General features: G+C 53.9%; 30 protein-coding genes. 26 read left to right on the top strand and 4 right to left on the bottom strand.

Annotated features, from left to right (window positions below):
- Positions 1–13: 13 nt before the first annotated feature.
- Entirely contained in the window at positions 14–277 is a 264-nt protein-coding gene (locus tag KNP68_RS01160; protein WP_021067727.1) for a DUF2626 domain-containing protein, read from the bottom strand.
- 249 nt (positions 278–526) lie between these two features.
- On the opposite strand from KNP68_RS01160, the gene KNP68_RS01155 reads away from it, so the two are divergent.
- From KNP68_RS01155 to gcvPB, 13 genes are all read left to right on the top strand, one after another.
- Positions 527–913, top strand: a complete 387-nt coding sequence (locus tag KNP68_RS01155) for a Spx/MgsR family RNA polymerase-binding regulatory protein (RefSeq protein ID WP_021067726.1) — start codon at positions 527–529, stop codon at positions 911–913.
- A 61-nt stretch (positions 914–974) separates the two neighbouring features.
- The gene (locus KNP68_RS01150; RefSeq protein ID WP_242678916.1) at positions 975–1,778 is read left to right on the top strand and encodes an ATPase, T2SS/T4P/T4SS family; all 804 of its coding nucleotides are present in this window, start codon (positions 975–977) and stop codon (positions 1,776–1,778) included.
- On the top strand, positions 1,760–2,737 hold the full coding sequence (locus KNP68_RS01145) for a type II secretion system F family protein (RefSeq protein ID WP_131471261.1): 978 nt from the start codon (positions 1,760–1,762) through the stop codon (positions 2,735–2,737). Before KNP68_RS01150 ends, KNP68_RS01145 begins: the two co-directional genes overlap by 19 nt.
- Before the next feature lie 17 nt (positions 2,738–2,754).
- Positions 2,755–3,066, top strand: a complete 312-nt coding sequence (locus tag KNP68_RS01140; protein ID WP_131471260.1) for a prepilin-type N-terminal cleavage/methylation domain-containing protein — start codon at positions 2,755–2,757, stop codon at positions 3,064–3,066.
- The gene (locus tag KNP68_RS01135; RefSeq protein WP_131471259.1) at positions 3,063–3,500 is read left to right on the top strand and encodes a prepilin-type N-terminal cleavage/methylation domain-containing protein; all 438 of its coding nucleotides are present in this window, start codon (positions 3,063–3,065) and stop codon (positions 3,498–3,500) included. Before KNP68_RS01140 ends, KNP68_RS01135 begins: the two co-directional genes overlap by 4 nt.
- The gene (locus KNP68_RS01130) at positions 3,487–3,723 is read left to right on the top strand and encodes a hypothetical protein (protein ID WP_131471258.1); all 237 of its coding nucleotides are present in this window, start codon (positions 3,487–3,489) and stop codon (positions 3,721–3,723) included. The genes KNP68_RS01135 and KNP68_RS01130 overlap by 14 nt, the downstream gene beginning before the upstream one ends.
- Positions 3,659–4,141 carry a prepilin-type N-terminal cleavage/methylation domain-containing protein gene (locus KNP68_RS01125; protein ID WP_165569415.1) on the top strand — a complete coding sequence of 161 codons (483 nt, stop codon included), beginning with the start codon at positions 3,659–3,661 and terminating at the stop codon, positions 4,139–4,141. The genes KNP68_RS01130 and KNP68_RS01125 overlap by 65 nt, the downstream gene beginning before the upstream one ends.
- A complete protein-coding gene (locus KNP68_RS01120) occupies positions 4,141–4,419 on the top strand; it encodes a hypothetical protein (protein ID WP_021067719.1) in 279 nt (92 codons plus the stop codon). Before KNP68_RS01125 ends, KNP68_RS01120 begins: the two co-directional genes overlap by 1 nt.
- Positions 4,412–4,897 carry a shikimate kinase gene (locus KNP68_RS01115; RefSeq protein ID WP_236355692.1) on the top strand — a complete coding sequence of 162 codons (486 nt, stop codon included), beginning with the start codon at positions 4,412–4,414 and terminating at the stop codon, positions 4,895–4,897. Before KNP68_RS01120 ends, KNP68_RS01115 begins: the two co-directional genes overlap by 8 nt.
- Positions 4,894–5,232 carry a hypothetical protein gene (locus KNP68_RS01110; protein ID WP_021067717.1) on the top strand — a complete coding sequence of 113 codons (339 nt, stop codon included), beginning with the start codon at positions 4,894–4,896 and terminating at the stop codon, positions 5,230–5,232. The genes KNP68_RS01115 and KNP68_RS01110 overlap by 4 nt, the downstream gene beginning before the upstream one ends.
- A gap of 147 nt (positions 5,233–5,379) precedes the next feature.
- Positions 5,380–6,453, top strand: coding sequence for a glycine cleavage system aminomethyltransferase GcvT (gene gcvT / locus KNP68_RS01105; protein WP_058763896.1), 1,074 nt, complete (start codon positions 5,380–5,382; stop codon positions 6,451–6,453).
- Positions 6,454–6,478: 25 nt separating this feature from the next.
- Positions 6,479–7,816, top strand: a complete 1,338-nt coding sequence (gene gcvPA / locus KNP68_RS01100; protein ID WP_214798545.1) for an aminomethyl-transferring glycine dehydrogenase subunit GcvPA — start codon at positions 6,479–6,481, stop codon at positions 7,814–7,816.
- The gene (gene gcvPB, locus KNP68_RS01095) at positions 7,816–9,291 is read left to right on the top strand and encodes an aminomethyl-transferring glycine dehydrogenase subunit GcvPB (RefSeq protein ID WP_021067714.1); all 1,476 of its coding nucleotides are present in this window, start codon (positions 7,816–7,818) and stop codon (positions 9,289–9,291) included. Before gcvPA ends, gcvPB begins: the two co-directional genes overlap by 1 nt.
- A gap of 87 nt (positions 9,292–9,378) precedes the next feature.
- Here the strand turns inward: gcvPB and KNP68_RS01090 are convergent, their stop codons facing one another.
- The gene (locus tag KNP68_RS01090; RefSeq protein WP_081637957.1) at positions 9,379–9,753 is read right to left on the bottom strand and encodes a rhodanese-like domain-containing protein; all 375 of its coding nucleotides are present in this window, start codon (positions 9,751–9,753) and stop codon (positions 9,379–9,381) included.
- A 170-nt stretch (positions 9,754–9,923) separates the two neighbouring features.
- Here KNP68_RS01090 and mntR point away from each other — a divergent pair, with 170 nt between their 5' ends.
- Together mntR and hpt are read left to right on the top strand one after the other, a co-directional pair.
- Positions 9,924–10,352, top strand: a complete 429-nt coding sequence (gene mntR / locus KNP68_RS01085; protein WP_021067712.1) for a transcriptional regulator MntR — start codon at positions 9,924–9,926, stop codon at positions 10,350–10,352.
- Positions 10,353–10,531: 179 nt separating this feature from the next.
- On the top strand, positions 10,532–11,059 hold the full coding sequence (gene hpt / locus KNP68_RS01080) for a hypoxanthine phosphoribosyltransferase (protein ID WP_214798466.1): 528 nt from the start codon (positions 10,532–10,534) through the stop codon (positions 11,057–11,059).
- Between the two features lie 35 nt (positions 11,060–11,094).
- On the opposite strand, the gene KNP68_RS01075 is transcribed toward hpt, so the two are convergent.
- Positions 11,095–11,508: an SA1362 family protein gene (locus KNP68_RS01075; RefSeq protein ID WP_021067710.1), complete on the bottom strand. Its 414-nt coding sequence runs from the start codon at positions 11,506–11,508 to the stop codon at positions 11,095–11,097.
- A 16-nt stretch (positions 11,509–11,524) separates the two neighbouring features.
- Entirely contained in the window at positions 11,525–12,469 is a 945-nt protein-coding gene (locus KNP68_RS01070) for a DUF1385 domain-containing protein (RefSeq protein WP_029595268.1), read from the bottom strand.
- A 142-nt stretch (positions 12,470–12,611) separates the two neighbouring features.
- Here KNP68_RS01070 and aroQ point away from each other — a divergent pair, with 142 nt between their 5' ends.
- The 11 genes from aroQ to dxs all read left to right on the top strand — a co-directional run bounded on the left by aroQ (position 12,612) and on the right by dxs (position 22,480).
- Positions 12,612–13,049 carry a type II 3-dehydroquinate dehydratase gene (gene aroQ, locus KNP68_RS01065; RefSeq protein WP_021067708.1) on the top strand — a complete coding sequence of 146 codons (438 nt, stop codon included), beginning with the start codon at positions 12,612–12,614 and terminating at the stop codon, positions 13,047–13,049.
- Entirely contained in the window at positions 13,045–14,112 is a 1,068-nt protein-coding gene (locus KNP68_RS01060; RefSeq protein ID WP_031200299.1) for a M24 family metallopeptidase, read from the top strand. Before aroQ ends, KNP68_RS01060 begins: the two co-directional genes overlap by 5 nt.
- Before the next feature lie 29 nt (positions 14,113–14,141).
- Positions 14,142–14,708 carry an elongation factor P gene (gene efp / locus KNP68_RS01055; protein WP_021067706.1) on the top strand — a complete coding sequence of 189 codons (567 nt, stop codon included), beginning with the start codon at positions 14,142–14,144 and terminating at the stop codon, positions 14,706–14,708.
- 112 nt (positions 14,709–14,820) lie between these two features.
- A complete protein-coding gene (gene accB / locus KNP68_RS01050) occupies positions 14,821–15,276 on the top strand; it encodes an acetyl-CoA carboxylase biotin carboxyl carrier protein (protein WP_029595270.1) in 456 nt (151 codons plus the stop codon).
- Positions 15,277–15,283: 7 nt separating this feature from the next.
- Positions 15,284–16,627, top strand: a complete 1,344-nt coding sequence (accC, locus tag KNP68_RS01045) for an acetyl-CoA carboxylase biotin carboxylase subunit (RefSeq protein WP_214798463.1) — start codon at positions 15,284–15,286, stop codon at positions 16,625–16,627.
- Between the two features lie 112 nt (positions 16,628–16,739).
- A complete protein-coding gene (gene nusB / locus KNP68_RS01040) occupies positions 16,740–17,123 on the top strand; it encodes a transcription antitermination factor NusB (RefSeq protein WP_021067703.1) in 384 nt (127 codons plus the stop codon).
- 88 nt (positions 17,124–17,211) lie between these two features.
- On the top strand, positions 17,212–18,048 hold the full coding sequence (gene folD / locus KNP68_RS01035; RefSeq protein WP_021067702.1) for a bifunctional methylenetetrahydrofolate dehydrogenase/methenyltetrahydrofolate cyclohydrolase FolD: 837 nt from the start codon (positions 17,212–17,214) through the stop codon (positions 18,046–18,048).
- Entirely contained in the window at positions 18,041–19,390 is a 1,350-nt protein-coding gene (gene xseA / locus KNP68_RS01030; protein ID WP_214798460.1) for an exodeoxyribonuclease VII large subunit, read from the top strand. The genes folD and xseA overlap by 8 nt, the downstream gene beginning before the upstream one ends.
- Positions 19,359–19,589: an exodeoxyribonuclease VII small subunit gene (gene xseB, locus KNP68_RS01025; RefSeq protein ID WP_029595272.1), complete on the top strand. Its 231-nt coding sequence runs from the start codon at positions 19,359–19,361 to the stop codon at positions 19,587–19,589. The genes xseA and xseB overlap by 32 nt, the downstream gene beginning before the upstream one ends.
- Positions 19,586–20,464, top strand: a complete 879-nt coding sequence (locus KNP68_RS01020) for a polyprenyl synthetase family protein (protein ID WP_214714651.1) — start codon at positions 19,586–19,588, stop codon at positions 20,462–20,464. Before xseB ends, KNP68_RS01020 begins: the two co-directional genes overlap by 4 nt.
- A gap of 123 nt (positions 20,465–20,587) precedes the next feature.
- Positions 20,588–22,480: a 1-deoxy-D-xylulose-5-phosphate synthase gene (dxs, locus tag KNP68_RS01015; RefSeq protein ID WP_058764538.1), complete on the top strand. Its 1,893-nt coding sequence runs from the start codon at positions 20,588–20,590 to the stop codon at positions 22,478–22,480.
- Positions 22,481–22,484 lie beyond the last annotated feature (4 nt).

The raw sequence follows: 22,484 nt of genomic DNA, 5'->3' as shown, positions 1-22,484 counted from the left end.
AGACAATCTTTTTTTACATTTGGAAGTTACTCCAATACGTGAAGACGACGAAGAAGACAGTCAAATAAGCGCCGAACACGTATACATACGTTTTTTCAGTGAGTTTCAAGTAGCCTAGTGCGACGAAGAAAATAGTTTGAGCTAAAAAGACAAGACCCATTACGACGAAGTCACCACTATGTTCGCTACTGCTTTGATCTCCACCGAGTGCGCCTACGAAAGCAAGCGCCGCGATCAACCCAGTCCAAAAGCCTAGGACACGGAACATTCTCGCCATGTTAATCCCCCCATACGTGCATTATTCCATTCTCATTCACTATTTTACCAACACATTCAGAAAAATGCTATGAAAACGTGTGAATTGAGCAAAATAATCGTGAAAAATATGTGAAATAAAAACGTTGGACAAGGTTGTACAAAAAAATAAAAAAACTTGTACAAACTATGTACAAAACGGGTATAAGGTTGTATAATCAACTTACACACATCGAACGAATCGTTCCACACATTATGAGGAGGTATTGAAATGGCAAATGAATTGATGTTCTACACGTACCCGAGCTGTACTTCATGCCGTAAGACGAAAGCGTTTTTACAGGAGCAGCACCTTGAGGTAAGCGAGCGCCATATCTTCCGCAACGCCCCGACCGTGGACGAATTGAAGACGCTATTGGCACTGAGCGAAAACGGAGTCGACTCGCTTCTCGCAACGAGAAGTCAGGCGTTCAAGCAATTAGACATTGACGTCGAAGATTTAAAGCTGAGCGAGTTGCTCAAGTTGATGAGCGAAAATCCGAAACTATTGAAACGCCCGATTTTGACGGATGGCAACGAAGTCATTGTCGGTTATGACAAGGCGACAATCGAGGCGTATGCCCGCCGTTTCGAATCGACAACTGCAAACGTTTCATGACGCAAGTCCACTTTCCAACGAGTGGGCTTTTTTTTATGCTCATGTTGAGGTGGCGGAGATGATGCGAATAATTGAGCGAGTGATTGATGCGGCACGTACGTTGCAGGCAAGTGATGTCCATTTCATGCCGTTAGGGGACGAGGTGATGATTCAAGTACGGCATGGGGCACACTTGCAACGATTGGAGATGATGACACATACAGACTATGAACGATTGACCTTGCATATGAAGTATTGGTGCTCGTTGACGGAAACAGATCATCGCGTGCCCCAGTCCGGTATGTACGCCGGGTCAGTTGAGGCAATCCGGGTCACTTTCCTACCATCGTTCGACCGAACGCTCATGTCGTGGCGGCTTCCGAACGCCTCGTTCCATTTAGCGGAGTTGTTAGATGACAAGGACGTCCATCGGTTCAACGAATGGTCGACGTTGCGGCAAGGTCTGCTCTTAATCGGGGGCGCGACCGGGGCGGGGAAGACGACCGTCCTATATGCGTTCTTACAAAGTTTGGCCGGTCGACGCATCGTCACGATTGAGAACCCTCCGGAGAAGCAAGTGCCGGGCGTGATTCAACTCGAAGTCAATCCGAAAGCGGGACTCGACCATCGCACGTTGCTGAAAGAGACGCTCCGGGCCGATCCGGATGTGATTGTCATCGGAGAAATCAGGACGAGTGAGGAGTTGAGGGTGGCGCATGATGCGGCACTCAGCGGTCATATGACGATTGCGACGTTCCATACGGCGAGTGTGACAGATGGCGAACGGCGACTCGAACAGCTCACGGGGAAGATGGAAGTCGCACGGCATTGGTGCATCCTGCACCGGGAAGACGAGGTGAGCTGTACGTGGTCCGAGACCAATTGAGCAGGGAGTTGGCCATCATTCGCCGCTTCCTCAGACTCCAGTCACGTGGAGTCGGGTTGAAGAAGACGTTCGAGACGCTCGAACTGCATGAACGTGGAAAAATGAAACTAGTCATCCGTGAGATGCGGAATCAACTTGAGCAAGGACGCTCGCTCGCCAACGTGTTCGAGGGACTCGTCACCGACCCGAGGATGCGAGAGATGCTCGTCACAGCCGAACGGGGTCATCATTTTTTGGAAGGGCTTGAGCAAGTGCTCGTCTTATCGACGATGCGCCGCAATCTACGGCAAGAACTCAGCCAGTTGGCACGGTACCCGCTCGTGATTTTGACGATGCTGCTCGGGCTCGGTGCGATTTACGCCCTGTATATCTTCCCAAAGCTGTTGACGATGGTAGAGGTCGATACGCTCGATGGGCTGAACGCGATTCTTCTGTCGCGATGGTTTTTCCCAGGTCTGTTCGTCGGATTGCTCGTGACTGGGGCCGGCCTCTATTGGAACGGCCGACGCGGCCGACTCGTGCCGCTACGTGTCGTCGAGAGAGGTAGACGCCTGTACGTGACGTACTTGTTCGTCAGTGAGTTAGCCTTGTTGAGTGAAGGACAGGGTTCGGTCCGTCACATCATCGAGCGGCTGTCACGAGGAGACGGTGAGGTGGCGAGCATCGCGAGACGGATGCATGAGCGCATGTCGGCCGGGTGCGAACTCGAGGCGGCGGCGCGGCAAGAGCGTTTGCTCGAGCATGAAGTCGTCAGTCTGTTCGGCGTCGGGACGGTGAGCGGGGAGCTCGGATCAATCATGATGATTCATCGGGATCTCGTGTTCGAAGAGATGGAGCTGTATTGGAAGCAGCTGATCGCCAAGGCCGAACCGATGTTATACGGATTTTTAACGGTGATGGTCACGATGATCTTTTATACGATTTATTTGCCGGTCAAACTAATCATGTCTCAACTATGACAAGGAGGAATCTGATTATGACACGCTTCAAATCAGAACAAGGATTCACGCTCGTCGAAATGGCCGCCGTCTTGCTAATTATCTCGGTGTTGCTCTTGCTCCTCGTCCCGTCGATGTCAGACGGGAAGTCACGAGCGGACAGCGTCAGTTGCGAGGGCAGTGTGCGCATCGTCGAGTCCGAAATCAATTTGTATTACGCGGAACATAAAGCGTACCCTGAGACGTTAGTGGCGATCGACCGTGCCACGACTGAGAGTCCGCTCGAATACAGTTGTCAGTCGTTCGTGTACACGTATGCGCCGACGACCGGTACGTTGACGAAACAGTGAGGCGAGACGGCTATACGTTAATCGAGACGGCGGCCGTCCTCGTCATTTTGGCACTCCTGCTCCTCATGGCGACCCCGGTCGTCCGGTCGATGGACCGGTTGGCATTATTCGATTTCACGGAGGCGCTCGTGAGTGACATCGCCGAAGTGGGACAAGCGCCCTACGTCGCCGCCGACGGCTCGTGTGTGCCGCGTTTACGTTGGTATCTCAAAGAACGGCGCTACCAAATCGCTTGCGGGACGACACCAATCGTGTCCCGCGTGGTGCCGGAAGGGGTCGATCTGAGTTTGCCGACCAATAGTGAAATCGTCTTTTCACGCACGGCAGCGACGTATGCGGGACAGTGGAAGTTCTATTCAGGAACGACGATGGTGACGTTGAAATTCAGGATGGGGACGTACGAGCCGGAGGTGTTGCGCGTTGAAGGGAAATGAGCAAGGAGTCACGTTTTGGGAGATTTGCCTCAGTCTGGCGCTCTTACTGGCTTGGGTCGGTGTCGTTGCCCCATTCATCGAGGCGGCGACGGAACGGGTCGAGCGCCTCGAGACGACCGTCCGTAAGTATGAACGGCTCCAAGGGGAGGTGCTGCGCGATGCCGCGAACCCGAGCGGACGCCAAACAATCTGTGACGGCGACCTTTGCCTGCCGACGCTTTGATTCGGGCTTCACCTTGCTCGAAGTGAGTCTCACGATGTTGATCATCCCGCTCTTCATCGGGCTGATGGTCCACTTCCTCGTCCTCGGACAAGCATTTTATGAACAACCTCGGGCGAAAGTTCAGACGACGCCGCAACTGATGGTGCGGAAACTGTTCGAGAGCCGCGATTGTGACGTCGTGTCGGGCCGTCTCGTCGGTACGCACGTGCGCCCGGACGGGACGACATGGACGTGGACGCTCAAACAAATCGACCGGAACTTGGTCATGGTCGGAGACGGGGGAGGGAATTTGCTATTTTTAAGAGGAATCGAGGCGTACCGGGTCGAACCGGTAGGGGAAGGTTTTCGAATTCAATGGAACGATGCGACCGGGCCGCGCGAGAAGAACGTGATGTGCATGCGCGCGGATACTTTGTGATGTCGACGTTAATCGTATTGACGTGGTTACTCGGCGGGGCGATGTTTTGGTATACTGATATCGAACGAAGCACTGAACAATTGGCGCTCGATGCCTTGGCGATTCGCTTCGAGGCTCACGTGATGGTGGCGGAGCGGACGTGCGGGTCGACCGCGGTCGCGTTGACGAGACCGACCGGCACGATCCAATGCCGTCCGCTCGGCACTGGGACGATTGAGGTCGACGTACGCCTTCAGACCGGTGAACGACATAAAGAGGTGATTTATTTCGATGACTAAACCGTTTTACATCATTGGATTTATGGGTACAGGTAAATCAAGCTTAAAACAATATCTTGCAAAATCGAATCACGTCATCGATTTGGACGAGTTGTTTGAAACACATACCGGTATGGACATCCCGGCATATTTCGATCGTTACGGCGAAGCAGCGTTTCGGCTCCAAGAGAGTCGACTGTTACAAAATGCGCGCGCTGACTATATCGTGACGGGCGGAGGGATTGTTGAACGGGAAGCGAATATGGAATGGATGCGAGAGCAAGGTGTCATCATCACGCTCGACTTGCCGTTTGAAGCTTGTTGGGAACGGATTAAAGACTCGGACCGTCCACTCGTTCGTAACGGAAAAGCGGCCGTTCATGCATTGTACGAACGTCGTCGACCGCTCTATGCGCGCGCAAATCACGTGCTTGACGCTTCGCTCTGCACAGAGGCCATCGCGCATACATTGAATCAGTTGAAGGAGGTAGAAGGATGATTTGGATTAATCTTGGGATTATCGTACTCGCACTTGTCGGGCTCGGCTTGTATGGCTTCTTATTGTACCGTAATAAAATGAAGGCAGACCTTCGTCGCGTGAAGCGCTTGACGGAACGGTTCCAAATCCGTGCCGACGTCATCCAAGGGCTCGTCAATGAGATTAAACAACACGTGGATACGGTCAATGCATCGGTGAAACAGATGAAAGCCTATTCGGTGAAAGTGAAGGACGAGACGATGGAGCTGAAACAAGCGACCGTCGGCTTGACGAAAGAAATTAAACGGACCGCTGGAATCGAACGCCCAGACGTTTCCACTGAGACTAAAATATGAAATAATGAGGATGAAAACGTTTTCGTTTTCCATCCTCTTTATTTTTGCCCATTTTGGCTAGGCAGAGCCGCAAAAAATTGATAAAGTGGAATAGAAAACGAAATATTTCACGAAATACATTATTTACGTTCGGGATTGGGGGATAATATGGAGAAAGTATCGTTAAAACGTACGCCTTTATATGATTTGATTTCCGTAAAGGCGAAGATGGTGGATTTTGCGGGGTTTGAGATGCCGATCATGTTCTCATCGATTAAAGAAGAGCATCAAGCGGTTCGCAACAACGTCGGGATGTTCGATGTGTCACACATGGGGGAGATTCGCATCGAAGGACCGGATGCGCTCGAGAACGTGCAACGTCTTGTCACGAACGATGTGTCAAAATTACAGATCGGTCAGGCGCAGTATAATCTGTTCTGTTTACCGAATGGCGGTGTCGTCGACGACCTGCTCGTCTATCGACTTGATGAAGATGCATTTTGGCTCGTCGTCAACGCCTCGAATATCGAAAAAGATGTGGCGCACGTCCGTGAATATGTCACAGGGGACGTCACAGTGACGGATGAGTCGAACGCCTATGGTCAAATCGCCATCCAAGGACCGATGGCTGAACAAGTGCTCGGCCGTTTGACGGATTTGCCGCTGGCCGACATCAAGTTTTTCCGGTTCATGACCGGCGACGTGGCCGGCGTGTCGACCATCGTTTCACGCAGTGGCTATACGGGGGAGGACGGGTTTGAATTGTATGCCCGCGCCGAAGACGTAGCCGCAATTTGGTCAGCGTTAGAAGCTGAAGGCGTCACGCCATGCGGGCTCGGCTCGCGTGACACGCTCCGATTTGAAGCGTGCCTCCCGCTCTATGGGCACGAGCTCGATGAGACGGTCACTCCGTTCGAGGCGAACTTGAACTTTGCCGTCAAACTCGATACTGAGTTCATCGGTAAGGACGCCCTCGTGAAGCAAAAAGAAGACATCCCGCGCCGATTGATCGGCTTGCGTCTGCTCGGGCGTGGTATCGCGCGTCAAGGCGCGACGGTCGAAGTTGACGGAGAGACGATTGGTGTTGTCACGACTGGTACGATGCCGCCGACGGTGAACGAATCAATTGCCTGGGCGCGCGTCGATCGCCGTTTCGCGGAGGCGACACACTTTATCGTTGAAGTTCGGGGTAAAAAAATAGAAGCCGAACGTGTACCGACACCGTTTTATAAACGTAAATGAAACAGGGGGATTCAGCATGAATAGAATGGAGTTTCGTTATTTACCGATGACAGAGCAAGATGAGCGTGACATGTTGCAGACGATTGGCGTAGAGTCGATTGAAAACCTACTCGAGGATATTCCAGCATCGCTCCGGGAGACGGCTTCTTTAGCGGCCATCGGTGCGCCGCTTCCGGAAGTTGACCTCGTTCGTCATATGACGAAGTTGGCTGAGAAAAACATGCACACGAAATCGACTCCGAGTTTCCTCGGGGCCGGGATGTACGATCACCTCTCTCCGAGCGTCATGAACCATATGCTTCTCCGTTCCGAGTTCTATACTGCTTATACGCCATATCAACCTGAAATCTCGCAAGGTGAACTCCAAGCGATGTTCGAGTTCCAAACGATGATTTGCGAATTGACGGGGATGGACGTGGCCAACTCGTCAATGTATGACGGAATCACTGCCCTCGCTGAAGCAACGTATCTGGCGAGTGCCCATACGAAGAAAAAACGTGTCGTCGTATCAGGAGCGGTCCATCCGGAAGCGAAGGATGTCATCCGAACATACGCCGGTGGGCCAGGGCTCACGGTCGAATATACGGACGTGAGTGCGGGAGTGACCGATATATCTGACATCGATTTGACGGACGCCTCGTGTCTCGTCGTCCAATATCCGAACTTCTTCGGTCGTGTCGAGGACTTGTCAGCCCTCGCGAAAGCAGCGCACGACGCCGGCGCCTTGTTCGTCGTGTCGAGCAATCCGCTCGCGCTCGGTATTCTGGAATCACCGGGTGCGCTCGGTGCCGACATCACAGTCGGTGACGCCCAACCGTTCGGAATCCCGCAAAGCTTCGGCGGTCCTTCATGTGGATACTTCGCCGTCAAACAAGCACTCATGCGCAAACTTCCAGGCCGCCTCGTCGGTCAAACGGTCGATGAGGATGGGAAGCGCGGTTTCGTCTTGACGCTTCAGGCCCGTGAACAACACATCCGTCGTGACAAAGCGACGTCAAACATCTGCTCGAACCAGGCGCTCAATGCGCTCGCGGCATCAATCACGATGTCTGCCCTCGGGAAGTACGGGATTCGTGACATGGCCGTCCGTAACATTCAAACGGCCCATTACATGAAAGAAGCACTCAAGACTGCCGGATACACGGTAATCGATGAAGGGCCGATGTTCAATGAGTTCGTCGTCGACTTCGGAGTCGATGCGGAACACGTGTCGCGTCATCTGCTCGAGGCCGGCATCATCGGCGGCTTGCCACTCGGCTCGTATGAGACAGAACGGCAGACGCAAATGTTGCTCTGCGCGACGGAGCTTCGGACGAAAGAAGAAATCGATCAATTTGTTGAAGTGGTTGGGGGGATGAAGTGATGCAACACGAACAAACATTAATTTTCGAAGTGTCACGTGCAGGACGAACGGGCTATAACTTGCCGACACCGACCGTGCCGGAAGTCGATTTGGACACGCTCTTACCGGCTTCGATGATCCGTCAAGAAGCGGCCGAGCTTCCGGAAGTATCGGAACTTGATGTCGTCCGCCATTATACGTCGCTGTCGACACGCAACCACGGTGTCGATTCCGGCTTCTATCCGCTCGGCTCGTGCACGATGAAATATAACCCGAAAGTGAATGAAGATATGGCCCGCCTCCCTGGCTTCGCCCATATCCACCCGTTGCAGCCGGTCGAGTCAATTCAAGGGGCGCTCGAGCTCATGGTCGACCTGCAAGAACAACTTGCCGAAATCACCGGCATGGACGAAGTGACGCTTCAACCGGCAGCCGGGGCCCATGGAGAATGGACCGGTCTCATGCTCATCAAGGCGTTCCACCATCACAACGGTGATATGGAACGGACAAAAGTACTCGTGCCGGATTCGGCACACGGAACGAACCCGGCCTCGGCCGTCGTCGCCGGTTTCGAGACGGTGACCGTCAAATCAGATGAGCGTGGGCTCGTCGATTTGGAAGACTTGAAGTCAAAAGTCGGGGCCGATACGGCAGCGCTCATGCTGACGAACCCGAATACACTCGGTTTGTTCGAGGCCGACATTTTGGAGATTGCCAAAGTCGTCCACGAGGCCGGCGGCAAACTTTATTACGACGGAGCCAACTCGAATGCGATTTTAGGGATCGCCCGTCCTGGGGATATGGGCTTCGACGTCGTCCACTTGAACTTGCATAAGACGTTCACGGGCCCGCACGGTGGTGGCGGTCCAGGATCTGGACCGGTCGGAGTGAAGCGCGATTTGATTCCGTACTTGCCGACGCCGATTGCGCGCCGTGCCGAAACGGGCTTCACGCTCGATTATGATCGTCCGCAATCGATTGGCCGCATCAAACCGTTCTATGGCAACTTCGGGATTAACGTCCGCGCCTACAGCTACATCAAAACGATGGGTGCGGAAGGGTTGACGCGTGTCTCACGCGAAGCGGTATTGAACGCCAACTATATGTTCGCCCGCTTGAAAGATGCGTTCGATGTGCCGTACGATACGTTCTGCAAGCATGAGTTCGTCTTGTCTGGAAAACGTCAAAAAGCGCTCGGCGTGCGTACGCTCGATATCGCCAAACGATTGCTCGATTTCGGCTACCATCCGCCGACGATTTACTTCCCGCTCAACGTCGAGGAGTGCATCATGGTCGAACCGACGGAGACGGAATCGAAAGAGACGCTCGACGCATTCTGCGACGCGATGCTCCAAATCGTCAAAGAGGCAGAAGAGAATCCGGAAATCGTTCAGACGGCCCCGCATACCACGGTCGTCAAACGACTCGACGAGACGCTCGCTGCTCGCAAGCCGGTGCTCAAATACGAACGACGCCAACCGTCGTCCATCAATTGAAACCGAACCCGTTCGCTATAAGCGAGCGGGTTTTTTGGCGCAAAAAAACGTCCATCTCCGCTAGAAGGAGTGGACGTAGTGAGCGGGTCAGTCTTTTTTGACTTTCCCTTTCCAGTTTTTGAAGCCGCCGTCGAGCATGTAGATGTCCGTATAACCATTTTTCATGAGCAGCTTGGCCGCTTGGTTCGTACGTGACTTGCCTTGGCAATACATGAGGATCGGTTGATCTTTGCGAAGTTCTTTCATGCGCAGTTTCATTTGTCCGACCGGGATGTTACGGGCGCCGACGATGTGGCCTCCCTTGTACTCGTTCGGTTCACGGACGTCGATCAATTGACCTTTACGGAGCGATGCACGGAACTCTTCTTGCTTCATTTTCTTCAAACCGCGAGCCGGCAAGAAACGCCAGACGATGTATGCGATGAGCGCAGCCCATAGGATGATGACGAGGATAGTTTCGATTCCCATTGATGTTCTCCCTTTCTCTATTAAGTTTCACCAACATCCATTATAAAGAATTTAAGGTCATGAGACAATGATTGACTGATGGATTTCCCCGTTCTGCTTTCGGTTTCTAAATGGTTGCGTTAAAATAGAGATTGCAGAACGGAACATAAGGGGAGGCTATGCCCATGCCGACACCGAGTATGGAAGATTACTTAGAACGAATTTATTTGCTGATGGTGGAGAAAGGATACGCTCGCGTATCCGATATCGCCGAACATTTAGGGGTGCATCCCTCCTCTGTCACGAAAATGGTGCAAAAGCTCGACCGGGAAGATTATTTGATTTATGAGAAATATAGAGGTCTCATGCTGACGAACAAAGGCCAGAAAATCGGGAAACGGCTTGTCGAACGGCATGCGATGCTCGAGTCATTTCTACGCTTGATTGGCGTCGACGAAGCTCACGTCTATGAGGATGTCGAAGGGATTGAGCACCACTTAAGCTCAAATACGCTCGACTGTATGACCCAATTCGTCGAATTTTTCGAAGACAAACCGGAACTGATGGCACAGTTTCGTGCGTTTCAAGAGGTGAACCGCTCTGAAGACGAGTGAATGTAAACGACCGCGACCGATGAATCGAATCGGAAACGGTCGTTTTTTACGTAAATCTAACCTAAAACCGAACGATGACTTCATATTTTTCAAGTAAAGTCTATTTTTAAGCCGTTTTTATGATAGAATGGGTGCTGGTAAGAAAGATTAGGGGGTGACGGCGAACAATCGCCGACATTATGGATATTCAAATCAAAGGGAAACTGTTTGACGAAGCGCAGATTAAACAACGTGTGGCGGAACTCGCCCAACAAATCGAACGCGATGCGGCAGGGACACCGATCGTCCTCGTGGCCGTCTTGAAAGGGTCGCTCGTCTTCGCAGCCGACTTGATGCGCGAGATGACGGGCAGTGTCCAACTCGACACGGTCGCGACGTCGTCATACGGGAAGAAATCGGTCTCGAGTGGGAACGTCCAACTCCGTAAAGATTTAGATCTCGATGTCGAAGGAAAGTACGTCGTCATCATCGAGGACATCATCGATACGGGACAGACGCTCAAATTTTTATGCCAGCACATGACGTTACATCAACCGGGAGAATTGAAGATTTGTACACTTCTCGATAAACCGGCCCGCCGGCTCGTCACGTTGGATGCGGACTATGTCGGTTTCAAGATTCCAGATGAATTCGTCATCGGGTATGGCATCGATTATGCCGAACAGTACCGCAATCTGCCGTACATCGGCTTCGTCGAGACAGAATGAAAAACGAACCAGGCCGGATATGGCCTGGTTCGTTTTCACATATTGGCTTTCTTTTTCTTCTTGCCTTTCTTGCCTTCGATGACGGTCAAGTGAGGGGCGTCACTGCGATGCGCCGAGCGGGTCGGACGCTTCGACAGTTTCGTCACGTTCGAACTGGGCTTCACTTTCTTCTTGGCCGCAGTGGACGGCTTGACTTTCGGATTCGCACCTGGGCGTTGCATCCGTTTTTTCGAGGCTTGAGCGGTCTTCCGGTAACGCATATCCTCAGCCGAAATTTTCGGCGCCATGAACACTCGATAAATCACATAGAAAATCAACCCGAAAATCCCGATGAAGAGCAACTGTCTGAACAATCGACCAGGGTCGGTCGCGAGCATATGTCCGACACCGATGAAGCCTAAGATGAACACGATCGTGGCTGCGGTCGAGCCGATTCTTTGTCTGATCATGGTGCTTTCCTCCTCTTTATCCCTCTCTTTGCACGGCCGGTTGACCTAGTTCTGAACGTTCCCATGTCTCGAACGCCTCGATGGCGACACGGATTTGTTCGTCATTCGGTTCGCGCGTCGTCAACAATTGTAAAGACAACCCAGGCTTGCCGAGAACGGACAAGAAGCGATGTTCACGGAAGCGGTTTGTGAATTGGAGCACCTCGAACGAGATGCCGATGACCACTGGCAACAAAGCGATGCGGCTGACGAGTCGGACCCAGAGGGGGTCGATCGGGACGATCATGTAAACGCCGATGCCGACGAAAACGGTGAATAGGATGAAACTCGATCCACAGCGATAGTGGAGGCGTGAGCTTGCCCGAACGTTATCGACGGTAATCGGTCGTCCGGACTCATAACAGTTGATCACCTTGTGCTCGGCCCCGTGATATTGGAACACGCGCCGGATGAGTGGCGTCAAGGAAATCAAATAAAGGTAACTGAGCAACAATACTAATTTTATTCCCCCTTCGAGGAGGTTTTGAATCACATGACCGGACAATGCGGGCACGCTTTGGAACATGGCGGCGAGAAGGGCCGGGGTGACGTTGAAAATCAGCTTCCCGAACACGTATGAGATGACGCCGACGATGGCGATCATGACGACCATCAAGATGTTCTGTTTTTTCTCTTCTGGTTTCGTTGCCTCGTCCTCACTCGGGTCGACGTCATAACGATCGCTTGCGAACGTCATATGGGCCGAACCATTTTTGAGTGATTCGTATAGCGCGACCACACCACGCAGGAATGGGATTTTTTTTAACGATTGGACCCACGGGACGAGAATGCGGGGCTGCTGGAACGTCTCGATAGACCCGTCTTTCCGTCGAATCGCCGAAGCGCTTTCGGCGCGTCCTTGAAACATGACGCCTTCCACGAGCGCCTGGCCACCGACGGGAATCATTGGTTTAGTTTTCATGTCATTTCCTCGATTCCTACAGTTATATAGTTGAATTATACCGTGATTCACGTAAAAAACGAAACCTCACGAACGTCGATTGTCGCACGAACCGTTAAATTTGTTACAATAGAGGCGACTTGACGAACAGGGGGGAAGACTTGTGCATATACTCGTCTTAAATGGACCGAATTTGAATCTGCTCGGGAAGCGGGAACCGGACGTATACGGGGACGTCTCGTTGAAGGGATTGACGGCGGAGCTATTGCTCGCCGCCCCGGAGGATGTTCAGTTGACGTTCGTCCAATCCAACCATGAAGGCGAACTGATCGACGCGCTCCATGAAGCGTACGATTATGCGGGGGTCATCTTTAATGCGGGGGCGTACACGCATACGTCGATTGCGCTCCGTGATGCCATCGCCGCCATCAAAGCCCCGGTCGTCGAAGTACATATCTCGAACGTGCATGCACGGGAGTCGTTTCGTCATGAGTCGAAACTTGCCGCCGTTTGTCTCGGTGTCATCAGCGGTTTCGGCCTGACGAGCTATACGCTCGCGTTGCAGGCATTGCTCGTACATTGGAGGAATCGACATGATTGAACGGGTCAACAAACTGCAAGGTCAGCTAGAAGCGAACGGCATCGACGGATTGCTCGTGACGAAACGGGAAAACATCCGCTACTTATCTGGTTTCACCGGGTCGAGCGGTGTCCTCGTAATCACGGCGCAGTCGGCGAGCTTCATCACGGATTTCCGCTACACGGAACAAGCCGCTAGCCAAGTAAAAGGCTTCGACATCATCGAGCATAAGACGTCGCTCATCAAGTCGGTGGCGGAAGTCGTGACAGAGCAAGCGGTGAAGCGCCTCGGCATCGAACAAGATGACATGACGGTCGGCCAGTTCCGGACGTATGAAAAAGAAGTCGCAGCCGAGCTCGTCGAGACGTCAGGTATCGTCGAAAAGCTACGCTTGATTAAGGATGAGTCAGAGATTAAGATAATGAAGGAAGCCGCGGCGATTGCGGACGCGGCGTTTGCGCACATCCAGACGTTCATCCGTCCAGGGCGGACTGAAAAAGAAGTCGCGAATGAACTGGAAATGTTCATGCGGGCCCAAGGTGCGGACTCATCTTCGTTCGATATGATCGTTGCGTCAGGGCATCGTTCGGCATTGCCGCACGGTGTGGCCAGCGACAAGGTCATCGAGGCGGGAGAACTCGTGACGCTCGATTTCGGTGCCTACTATCAAGGATACTGCTCGGATATCACACGTACGCTCGCTATCGGGGACATCTCGGACGAGTTGCGCACGATTTACGATACGGTCCTCCGGGCTCAACTCGCAGGTGTCGAGGGCACGAAAGCTGGCATCACGGGAATCGAGGCGGACGCATTGACGCGTGACGTGATTAAAGATGCGGGCTACGGTGAGTACTTCGGACATTCGACAGGCCACGGTCTCGGCATGGAAGTGCATGAGGCACCAGGCTTGTCATTCCGTTCGGAGACGGTGCTCGAGCCGGGGATGGTCGTCACGATCGAACCGGGTATCTATATCGCCGGGATCGGCGGTTGCCGCATCGAGGATGACGTGGTCGTCACGGAGACGGGCAACATCCGTCTCACGCAGTCGCCAAAAGAGTTAATTACGATTGAGGCTTGAGTCTCAGCTCATTTTAGGAGGAAATCAACATGGTATCAGTAAACGATTTAAAAACAGGCTTAACGGTCAAGACGTCTGACGGTTCGATTTGGCAAGTCATCGAATTCCAACACGTCAAGCCAGGTAAAGGCGCGGCCTTCGTCCGCACGAAAATGCGTAACTTGCGCACAGGCGCGATTCAAGAGACGACGTTCCGTGGTGGCGAGCGCATCGAACGTGCGCACATCGAACGGAAACGCATGCAGTACCTCTATCCGATGGGCGATACGTACGTGTTCATGGACACAGAGTCGTATGAACAGCTCGAATTGACGGGTGAGCAAGTGAAAGCGGCGCTCCCGTACATGCTCGAGAACATGGAAGTAAGTATCGCTGACTACGACGGTGAGATTCTCGGAATCGAGCTTCCGACGACGGTCGTCTTAACGATTGTCGAAGCCGATCCAGGCGTCAAAGGCGACACGGCATCGAACGTGAAGAAAAACGCGACGGTCGAAACGGGCCACATCATTCAAGTGCCGCTCTTCATCGAGCCAGGCGAAAAAGTAACGGTCGACACGCGCACAGGCGAGTTCACGGGCCGCTATAACGGGTAAACCAAGGGTGTCCATTCTTCGGAATGGGCCCTTTTTTTGTCGTTGCATTCACTGGTCTGACCAGTTATAGTAGAGTAGAGATTAGTACCAGGTATAAACAGGGGGTTATTTCATGCAAATCGAACACATTAAAGAGCTGATCACATTACTCGATCAGACGTCCGTTCACGAGATGGAACTCGAGACGCCGGAGTTTAAACTTTCATTGAAAAAAGAAGCGGCCCCACAATTCGCCGCTACTCATACACCGATCGTGCACGCGGCCCCGGTCACAGCACCTGCGCCAGTCGTCGAGACAGAACAAGAAGCGGCACCAACACCTGCGCCGAGCAACTTGCGCACGATCACGTCACCGATGGTCGGGACGTTCTATTCGCGTCCGGCACCGGACAAAGACGCTTACGTTCAAGTCGGCGACCGCGTCGAAGCCGGACAGGTCGTCTGTATTTTAGAAGCGATGAAACTGTTCAATGATGTCGAGACGGAAATCAGCGGGGAGATCGTCGAGATCCTCGTCGCAGATGGCGATTTAGTCGAATACGGCCAAGCGCTCTTCAGCGTGAAGTGAGGTATGTATGAAACTACTCATTGCTAACCGTGGAGAGATTGCGGTCCGCATCATCCGGGCCGCGAAAGAGTTGAATATCCCGACGGTCGCCGTCTTCTCGGAAGCGGACCGCGAGGCGTTGCACGTCCGTCTTGCCGATGAGGCATACTGCATCGGACCGAACCCGTCGAAAGACTCATATTTGAATATCCCGAACATCTTGTCGGTCGCGTGCGCGGTCGATGCGACGATGATTCATCCAGGTTATGGTTTCTTGGCCGAGAACGCCGAGTTCGCCGAAATGAGCGAGGCGTGCGGCATCCAGTTCGTCGGACCGAGTAGCTATGCGATTCGGAAGATGGGCATCAAGGACGAGGCGAAACGAACGATGATCGAATCGGGCGTTCCGGTCGTCCCGGGGTCGAGTGGTGTCGTCACCGACGAGGAAGCGATCGAACTCGCCCGCGAGATTGGATATCCGGTCATCATCAAGGCGACGGCCGGAGGCGGAGGACGTGGAATCCGTGTCGCCTTCGACGAGTCTGAGCTCGTGAAAGGGCTCACCGACACACGTAAAGAAGCGAAGCAGGCGTTCGGCAACGGCGACGTCTATTTGGAGAAATACATTGAGTCGTTCCGCCACGTCGAGGTGCAAGTGCTCGCCGATCAATACGGCAACGTCATCCACCTCGGGGAGCGGGACTGTACGATTCAGCGCCGGATGCAGAAGTTGGTCGAGGAAGCGCCGTCTCCGGCAATCGATGAGACGACCCGTCAAGCGATGGGCGACGCAGCCGTGAAAGCGGCCAAAGCGATTCAGTATTCGGGTGCGGGTACGATCGAGTTTATCTACGTCCCGGAATCGAACGAGTTTTACTTCATGGAGATGAACACGCGAATCCAAGTCGAACACCCGGTCACCGAAATGATCACCGGCTTCGACCTCGTCCAAGCACAACTCGAAGTCGCGCTTGGACATCCGCTTGCCATCAGCCAGGCGGACATCAAATTTAGTGGTCACTCGATCGAATGTCGCATCAATGCGGAAGATCCGTTTGCAGATTTCCGTCCGATGGCCGGGAAAATCGATCAGTATATCGTTCCTGGCGGCATGGGCGTCCGGGTCGACAGCGGTCTCTATGCCGGTGCCGTCATCCCGCCGTTCTATGATTCGATGGTGGCGAAGCTGATCGTCCATGCCCCGACTCGGGAAGAGGCGATCGCGAAGATGCTTCGCGCCCTCGACGAGTTCACCGTATCGGGCATCCACACGACGATCCCGTTCCATCAACAAGTCATGGCCCATGAACGTTTTCGAACAGGGGCGTTCGACACGAAATTTGTCGAAAAAGAAATGACGCTCACGAAATGACCTTGACCAGGAAGCCCGAACATTATTTGGGCTTCCTGGTTTTTTGTACTGAATTTATGGAGGCTTTATGCTAAACTATCACAATGAAAGCATGCAAAAGGAGAGTATCTGAATGAAACGTCATGAAGCACGGGAAAAAGCGATTCAAACGCTTTTTCAAATCGAAGTATCAAAACTTGAGGTAGACGAGGCCATCGAATTTGCCCTCGATGGCATGGAGTCGGATCCATTCTACGAACAACTCGTCGTTGAGACGTTAGAAAAGAAAGATGAGATTGACGAATTGCTCATCGAAAACTTGAAAAACTGGAGACTCGATCGTCTCGGAAATGTCGAGCGGACGATTCTTCGCATGGCGACGTACGAGTTGCTCTACGTCGAGACGATTCCGGACAAAGTGACGATCAACGAGGCGGTCGAACTCGCCAAATCATTCGCCGATGAAGAAGCGGCCAAGCTCGTCAACGGCGTGCTCGGTAACATCATCAAAGCGTAAGCGAAGACAAGCATTACGGTCTGTTAAACAAATAGAGAAGACACCACACCAACTACAGAGAAACCTAAGACAACGGGGGATGAGAGAGATGGCAGTAGTGATCGACGGGAAACAAATCGCAGCATCATATCGGGAGACGTTAAAGGAACGGGTCAGTGCGCTGCGCGCACGCGGCATCGTACCGAAACTGAAAGTCATTTTAATCGGGGATGATCCGGCGAGCCACAGCTACGTCCGGGGGAAAGAACGGGCAGCGGCTGACATCGGCATCGATTCGCAAGTGATTCGCTTCGATGACACGATTTCAGAACGTGAAGTGCTCGAACTGATTGATTCGATGAACGCGGACGACGAGTTGCACGGTATTCTCGTGCAGTTGCCGTTGCCGAAGCATATCGATGAGAATCGCGTCATTATGCGCATCTCACCGGACAAAGACGTGGATGGGTTCCATCCGACGAATGTCGGGAAGATGATGCTCGGTCTCGAGACGCTATTGCCATGTACACCGCACGGGATTCTGCACCTCGTCAAGACGCAGACCGACTTGGTCGGCAAGCACGTCGTCGTCGTCGGTCGCAGCCAAATCGTCGGGAAACCGGTCGGGATGCTGTTCTTGAACGAATCCGCGACCGTGACCTACTGCCATTCGAAGACGAATGATCTCGGGGCGATGACACGGCAGGCCGATATTTTGATTGTCGCCGTCGGTCGGGCCGGTCTCGTCACAGCTGACATGGTCAAACCTGGGGCGATCGTCATCGATGTCGGTGTCAACCGCGTCGACAGTCGTCTCGTCGGGGACGTCGACTTTGCAGGTGTCCGTGATGTCGCGAGCGCCATCACCCCTGTTCCGGGTGGTGTCGGCCCGATGACGATTACGATGCTCATGCACAACACGGTCGAGGTCGCCTCTCGTGGCTAATCCGATTCAAGTTTCCGAAGTCGTCCGCTACGTGAAGCGACAGCTCGACGATGACCCGATTCTGCAACAACTTGCCGTCATCGGCGAGATTTCGAACTTCAAACGGTACGCCTCCGGGCACTGTTATTTTACCCTCAAAGACGAATCGTCGCGGATGAAGGCGGTCATGTTCTCTCGTGACGCCCGGACGCTCAACTTCGAACCGAAAGACGGGATGAATGTGATCGTCGTCGCCCGCGTGACGATGTACGAGTCGACAGGCGACATCCAGCTGTACGTCGAACTGATGCGACAGGACGGCATCGGGATGTTGTTCGAACGGTATGAGGCACGAAAACGTGAACTCGAGGCGAAGGGATGGTTCGCAGCGGAACGGAAACGTCCGCTGCCGGCCTTCCCGGAGCGAATCGGGATTATCACTTCGCCGAAAGGCGCGGCCCTCCACGATATCGCCACGACACTCAGACGACGTGCGCCGCACGTGGCCATCACGTTCGCGCCCGTCGCCGTCCAAGGCGATCAATCCGCCCCGCAAGTGGCGAGCGCGATTCGGTGGATGAACGAACGCACCGATTGCGACGTGTTAATCGTCGGCCGAGGTGGCGGGTCGATTGAAGAGTTATGGGCGTTCAACGAGGACGTCGTCGTCGAAGCGATTCACGAATCTAGGATTCCTGTCATCTCGGCCGTCGGGCACGAGACCGATTTCACGTTGGCTGACTTTGTCGCCGACGTGCGGGCCGCGACACCAACGGCGGCGGCAGAGCTCGCGACAGCGACGATCGAGGCGCAACGAAAAGACGTCGAACGGTTGACGGCCCAGTTGACCCGGTCCGTCACGAATCAGATGTCCTCGATTCGGGAACGGCTCGGTCGGGCGACGAACAGTTACGGCTTAATGTCGCCCCGCTTCACGCTCACACAAAAGCGGGAGCGGTTCGAACAAGCCGAGATTCGGCTCGAACAAGGTGTCACGAAACAAGTGACACATGCCAAACATCGCCTTGCCCAGTCCCGACAACAGCTCGATGTCCGAAAGCTGGCGCAGACGCTTCGTCGCAACGAGGAGACACACCGACAATTCGACGGTCGCCTCAAGCGCATCCGCCCACTCGAACGACCGACGGACCGCTTTGCAGCCCAAGTCGGTCGCTTGAACGCGGTCAGTCCTCTCGCCGTGCTCGCTCGAGGATATACGTTGATTGAGCAGGATGGGACGTACGTGAAAGATGTCAAACAACTACATGACGGCCTGGTGACAATCCGGTTTCGGGATGGCCAAGCCGTTGCGGAAGTGAAGGAGAGACATGATGGCGAAACAACAAGCAGAACAGACGTTTGAAGCGGCACTCGCCCGCCTCGAGGAAATCGTGACGCAACTCGAGACAGGAGAAGTCGCCCTTGAAGAAGCGATGACCCTCTATGAGGAAGGTGTCCGCTTGTCGGCACTCTGTCAGGCCAAACTGACGGCCGCGGAACAGAAGATGGACGAGATTCTCGAACTCGACGGGACGCTCCGTGAAAAGGGTGGCACCGTATGAGCGCGCAAGCCTATCTTCAAGAGTGGAAACAGGAAGTCGAGACGGCGACACGCCGTCTCATTGACGCGTCGTCGATGCCGGACCGTTTGTTCCAATCGATGACGTACTCACTCGAGGCAGGGGGGAAACGGATTCGTCCGGCTCTCCTTTATGCCGTCCTCGATACATACGGACGTCCGCGGGCGCTCGGTCATGAAGCGGCTGTCGCCCTCGAGATGGTCCACACGTACTCGCTCATCCACGACGACCTTCCGGCGATGGATGATGACGACGTAAGGCGTGGGCGTCCGACGAATCACCGTCAGTTCGATGAGGCGACCGCGATTCTCGCAGGCGACGCCCTATTGACGGACGCGTTTCGGATTCTGGCCCATGCGGAGCTCGAACCAGTGAAGAGCGTCGCGCTCATCGCCCGCTTCAGTGAAGCGGCCGGCAGCGCCGGCATGGTCGGTGGTCAGCTCGATGACATGCTCGCCGAAAAACGCGCCGGCGTGTCGCTGTCGACCTTGCAATCGATTCATGAGCGAAAGACGGGGGCACTGCTCGTATACGCCCTCGAAGCAGGCGCGATTTTGGCGGACGCCCCATTGGCGGACCGACAGGCGCTCGTTCGCTTCGGGAAACATCTCGGTGTCGCCTTCCAAATCCAAGACGATATTTTAGACGTCGAAGGAGACGAGGCGCTCATCGGGAAGCGGGTCGGTTCGGACGAAGGCAACGATAAAGCGACGTATCCGAAACTGCTCGGGCTCGATGGGGCGAAGCAAGCGCTCGAACGGGAAGTCACGGAAAGTGAGGCTGCATTGGCCGAACTATCGGTCGAGGCCCCCCGTTTACGAGAGCTTCTCGACTTCGTCGTGCAGCGCAATCATTAATCTCGGTGACACGATGAGCACATCGTGTCACCTTTGTTTTTGTGAATGTATAGCATCTATGGACACATTCTTGTAAAATGTAAGGTACGAATCAGTAATAAGACAGGAGAAAGGATGGTCATCATGGACTTGACATCCATTCAAGACCCGTCATTCTTAAAAAAGATGTCGGTACCCGAGTTAGAAGCACTCGGCGCGGACATCAGACGGTTTTTGATTGAAAAATTGGCTGAAACGGGAGGGCACTTGGGACCAAACCTAGGGGTTGTCGAATTGACGCTTGCCTTGCACCGTGTATTTGACAGTCCGAAAGACCAACTCGTATGGGATGTGGGGCATCAAGCCTACGTCCACAAAATCTTGACAGGACGAACGAGTCAGTTCGACACGCTCCGTCAATACAACGGCTTATGCGGGTTCCCGAAACGTTGTGAGAGCGATCATGACGTCTGGGAGACGGGGCACAGCTCGACGTCCTTATCGGCCGCGATGGGAATCGCCATCGCGAACGAATTGAAAGGGCGCGCGAACGACCGGGCCATCGCCATCATCGGGGACGGGGCGCTCACAGGGGGAATGGCGCTCGAAGCACTCAACCATATCGGCGCCGAGAAACAAAACGTCATCGTCATCTTGAACGACAATGAGATGTCAATCGCCCCGAACGTCGGTGCCTTGCACAATATGCTCGGTCGGATGCGCTCGTCTCGTAAACTGAAACACGCCCGTGAGGAAGTCGAAACGCTCATCAAACATATCCCGATCGTCGGCAACTCGCTCGAACGGAGCGGGGAACGTGTGAAGGATATGTTGAAATCAGCGCTCATCCCGGGGACGTTCTTCGAAGAGCTCGGATTCACGTACTTCGGACCGACAGACGGTCACGATTTACGCGACCTGCTTGAGACGCTCGAATATGCCAAGAAAATCGATGGACCGGTCATCGTCCACGTCATCACGAAAAAAGGCAAGGGCTATCGCCCGGCCGAACTCGATGGTGTCGGCACGTGGCACGGCCTCGGACCGTATAAAATCGAGTCGGGAGAAGTCATCAAAGGCAAGGTCAAAGGACCGAGCTATTCGAAGGTCGTCGCTGAGACGATCACGAAAGTTGCCGAGACGGACGAGCGCGTGACACTCATCACACCCGCGATGAGCGTCGGCTCGAAACTCGATTGCTTCAACAAGCAATTCCCGGAGCGGATGTTTGACGTCGGCATCGCCGAACAGCATGCGGTCACATTGGCCGGAGGACAGGCGACACAAGGCTTGAAGCCGGTCGTCTCGATTTATTCGACGTTCTTCCAACGCGCCTATGATCAGCTCGTGCACGACATTTGCCGTCAAAACTTGAACGTCGTCTTCACAATCGATCGTTCTGGTCTCGTCGGAGCGGACGGGGAGACGCACCAAGGGGTATTCGATATCGCCTTTATGCGTCATGTCCCGAATATTCGCATCTTGATGGCGAAAGACGAGGAAGAGTTGCAACATCTTGTCTATTCAGCGCTGAAGTATGATGATGGTCCAATTGCCGTCCGCTTCCCGCGTGGTGAAGGAATCGGCACACCGATGAGCGAGACGCTCCGCGAATTGCCGCTCGACGTCTGGGAGACGGTTGCAGACGGGACGGACGTCGCCATCTTGACGTTCGGTCCACAAGTGCAAGACGCGCTCGAAGTACGCGCGCTGCTTGAAGGACAAGTGAGCGTCCGCGTCATCAACGCTCGGACGATTAAACCGCTCGACGATGTTATGCTCTCCGCTTTATATGCGGAAGGCATCCCGCTCGTCACGTTAGAGGAAGCGGCGCTCGCCGGTGGCTTCGGCAGCAGCGTGCTCGAACATGCGAGCGATGCGGGGCAGTTCCCGCGTGTGCTCCGACTCGGCATTCCGGACCGCTATATCGAACACGGCGGCGTCAATCAGCTACTCGAAGAAATCGGGCTCCGTCCGACGCAAATCGCTGACTCGGTTCAGCAGTTCGTTCAAGTGACAAATCGACAGAATGTGTGAGGAA

Origin of the sequence: Exiguobacterium sp. s50 (assembly GCF_018618175.1) — a bacterium.
Lineage (GTDB): Bacteria > Bacillota > Bacilli > Exiguobacteriales > Exiguobacteriaceae > Exiguobacterium > Exiguobacterium chiriqhucha.
This window is presented reverse-complemented; position numbering and strand designations above follow the sequence as displayed.

Excerpts from the sequence above, each read along its gene's own strand:
- KNP68_RS01160 (WP_021067727.1), bottom strand. The coding sequence starts at position 277 with ATGGCGAGAATGTTCCGTGTCCTAGGCTTTTGGACTGGGTTGATCGCG.
- KNP68_RS01155 (WP_021067726.1), top strand. The coding sequence starts at position 527 with ATGGCAAATGAATTGATGTTCTACACGTACCCGAGCTGTACTTCATGC.
- KNP68_RS01150 (WP_242678916.1), top strand. The coding sequence starts at position 975 with ATGCGAATAATTGAGCGAGTGATTGATGCGGCACGTACGTTGCAGGCA.
- KNP68_RS01140 (WP_131471260.1), top strand. The coding sequence starts at position 2,755 with ATGACACGCTTCAAATCAGAACAAGGATTCACGCTCGTCGAAATGGCC.
- KNP68_RS01125 (WP_165569415.1), top strand. The coding sequence starts at position 3,659 with ATGCCGCGAACCCGAGCGGACGCCAAACAATCTGTGACGGCGACCTTT.
- KNP68_RS01120 (WP_021067719.1), top strand. The coding sequence starts at position 4,141 with ATGTCGACGTTAATCGTATTGACGTGGTTACTCGGCGGGGCGATGTTT.
- KNP68_RS01115 (WP_236355692.1), top strand. The coding sequence starts at position 4,412 with ATGACTAAACCGTTTTACATCATTGGATTTATGGGTACAGGTAAATCA.
- KNP68_RS01110 (WP_021067717.1), top strand. The coding sequence starts at position 4,894 with ATGATTTGGATTAATCTTGGGATTATCGTACTCGCACTTGTCGGGCTC.
- gcvT (WP_058763896.1), top strand. The coding sequence starts at position 5,380 with ATGGAGAAAGTATCGTTAAAACGTACGCCTTTATATGATTTGATTTCC.
- gcvPA (WP_214798545.1), top strand. The coding sequence starts at position 6,479 with ATGGAGTTTCGTTATTTACCGATGACAGAGCAAGATGAGCGTGACATG.
- gcvPB (WP_021067714.1), top strand. The coding sequence starts at position 7,816 with ATGCAACACGAACAAACATTAATTTTCGAAGTGTCACGTGCAGGACGA.
- mntR (WP_021067712.1), top strand. The coding sequence starts at position 9,924 with ATGCCGACACCGAGTATGGAAGATTACTTAGAACGAATTTATTTGCTG.
- hpt (WP_214798466.1), top strand. The coding sequence starts at position 10,532 with ATGGATATTCAAATCAAAGGGAAACTGTTTGACGAAGCGCAGATTAAA.
- KNP68_RS01075 (WP_021067710.1), bottom strand. The coding sequence starts at position 11,508 with ATGATCAGACAAAGAATCGGCTCGACCGCAGCCACGATCGTGTTCATC.
- KNP68_RS01070 (WP_029595268.1), bottom strand. The coding sequence starts at position 12,469 with ATGAAAACTAAACCAATGATTCCCGTCGGTGGCCAGGCGCTCGTGGAA.
- efp (WP_021067706.1), top strand. The coding sequence starts at position 14,142 with ATGGTATCAGTAAACGATTTAAAAACAGGCTTAACGGTCAAGACGTCT.
- accB (WP_029595270.1), top strand. The coding sequence starts at position 14,821 with ATGCAAATCGAACACATTAAAGAGCTGATCACATTACTCGATCAGACG.
- accC (WP_214798463.1), top strand. The coding sequence starts at position 15,284 with ATGAAACTACTCATTGCTAACCGTGGAGAGATTGCGGTCCGCATCATC.
- nusB (WP_021067703.1), top strand. The coding sequence starts at position 16,740 with ATGAAACGTCATGAAGCACGGGAAAAAGCGATTCAAACGCTTTTTCAA.
- folD (WP_021067702.1), top strand. The coding sequence starts at position 17,212 with ATGGCAGTAGTGATCGACGGGAAACAAATCGCAGCATCATATCGGGAG.
- xseB (WP_029595272.1), top strand. The coding sequence starts at position 19,359 with ATGGCGAAACAACAAGCAGAACAGACGTTTGAAGCGGCACTCGCCCGC.
- KNP68_RS01020 (WP_214714651.1), top strand. The coding sequence starts at position 19,586 with ATGAGCGCGCAAGCCTATCTTCAAGAGTGGAAACAGGAAGTCGAGACG.
- dxs (WP_058764538.1), top strand. The coding sequence starts at position 20,588 with ATGGACTTGACATCCATTCAAGACCCGTCATTCTTAAAAAAGATGTCG.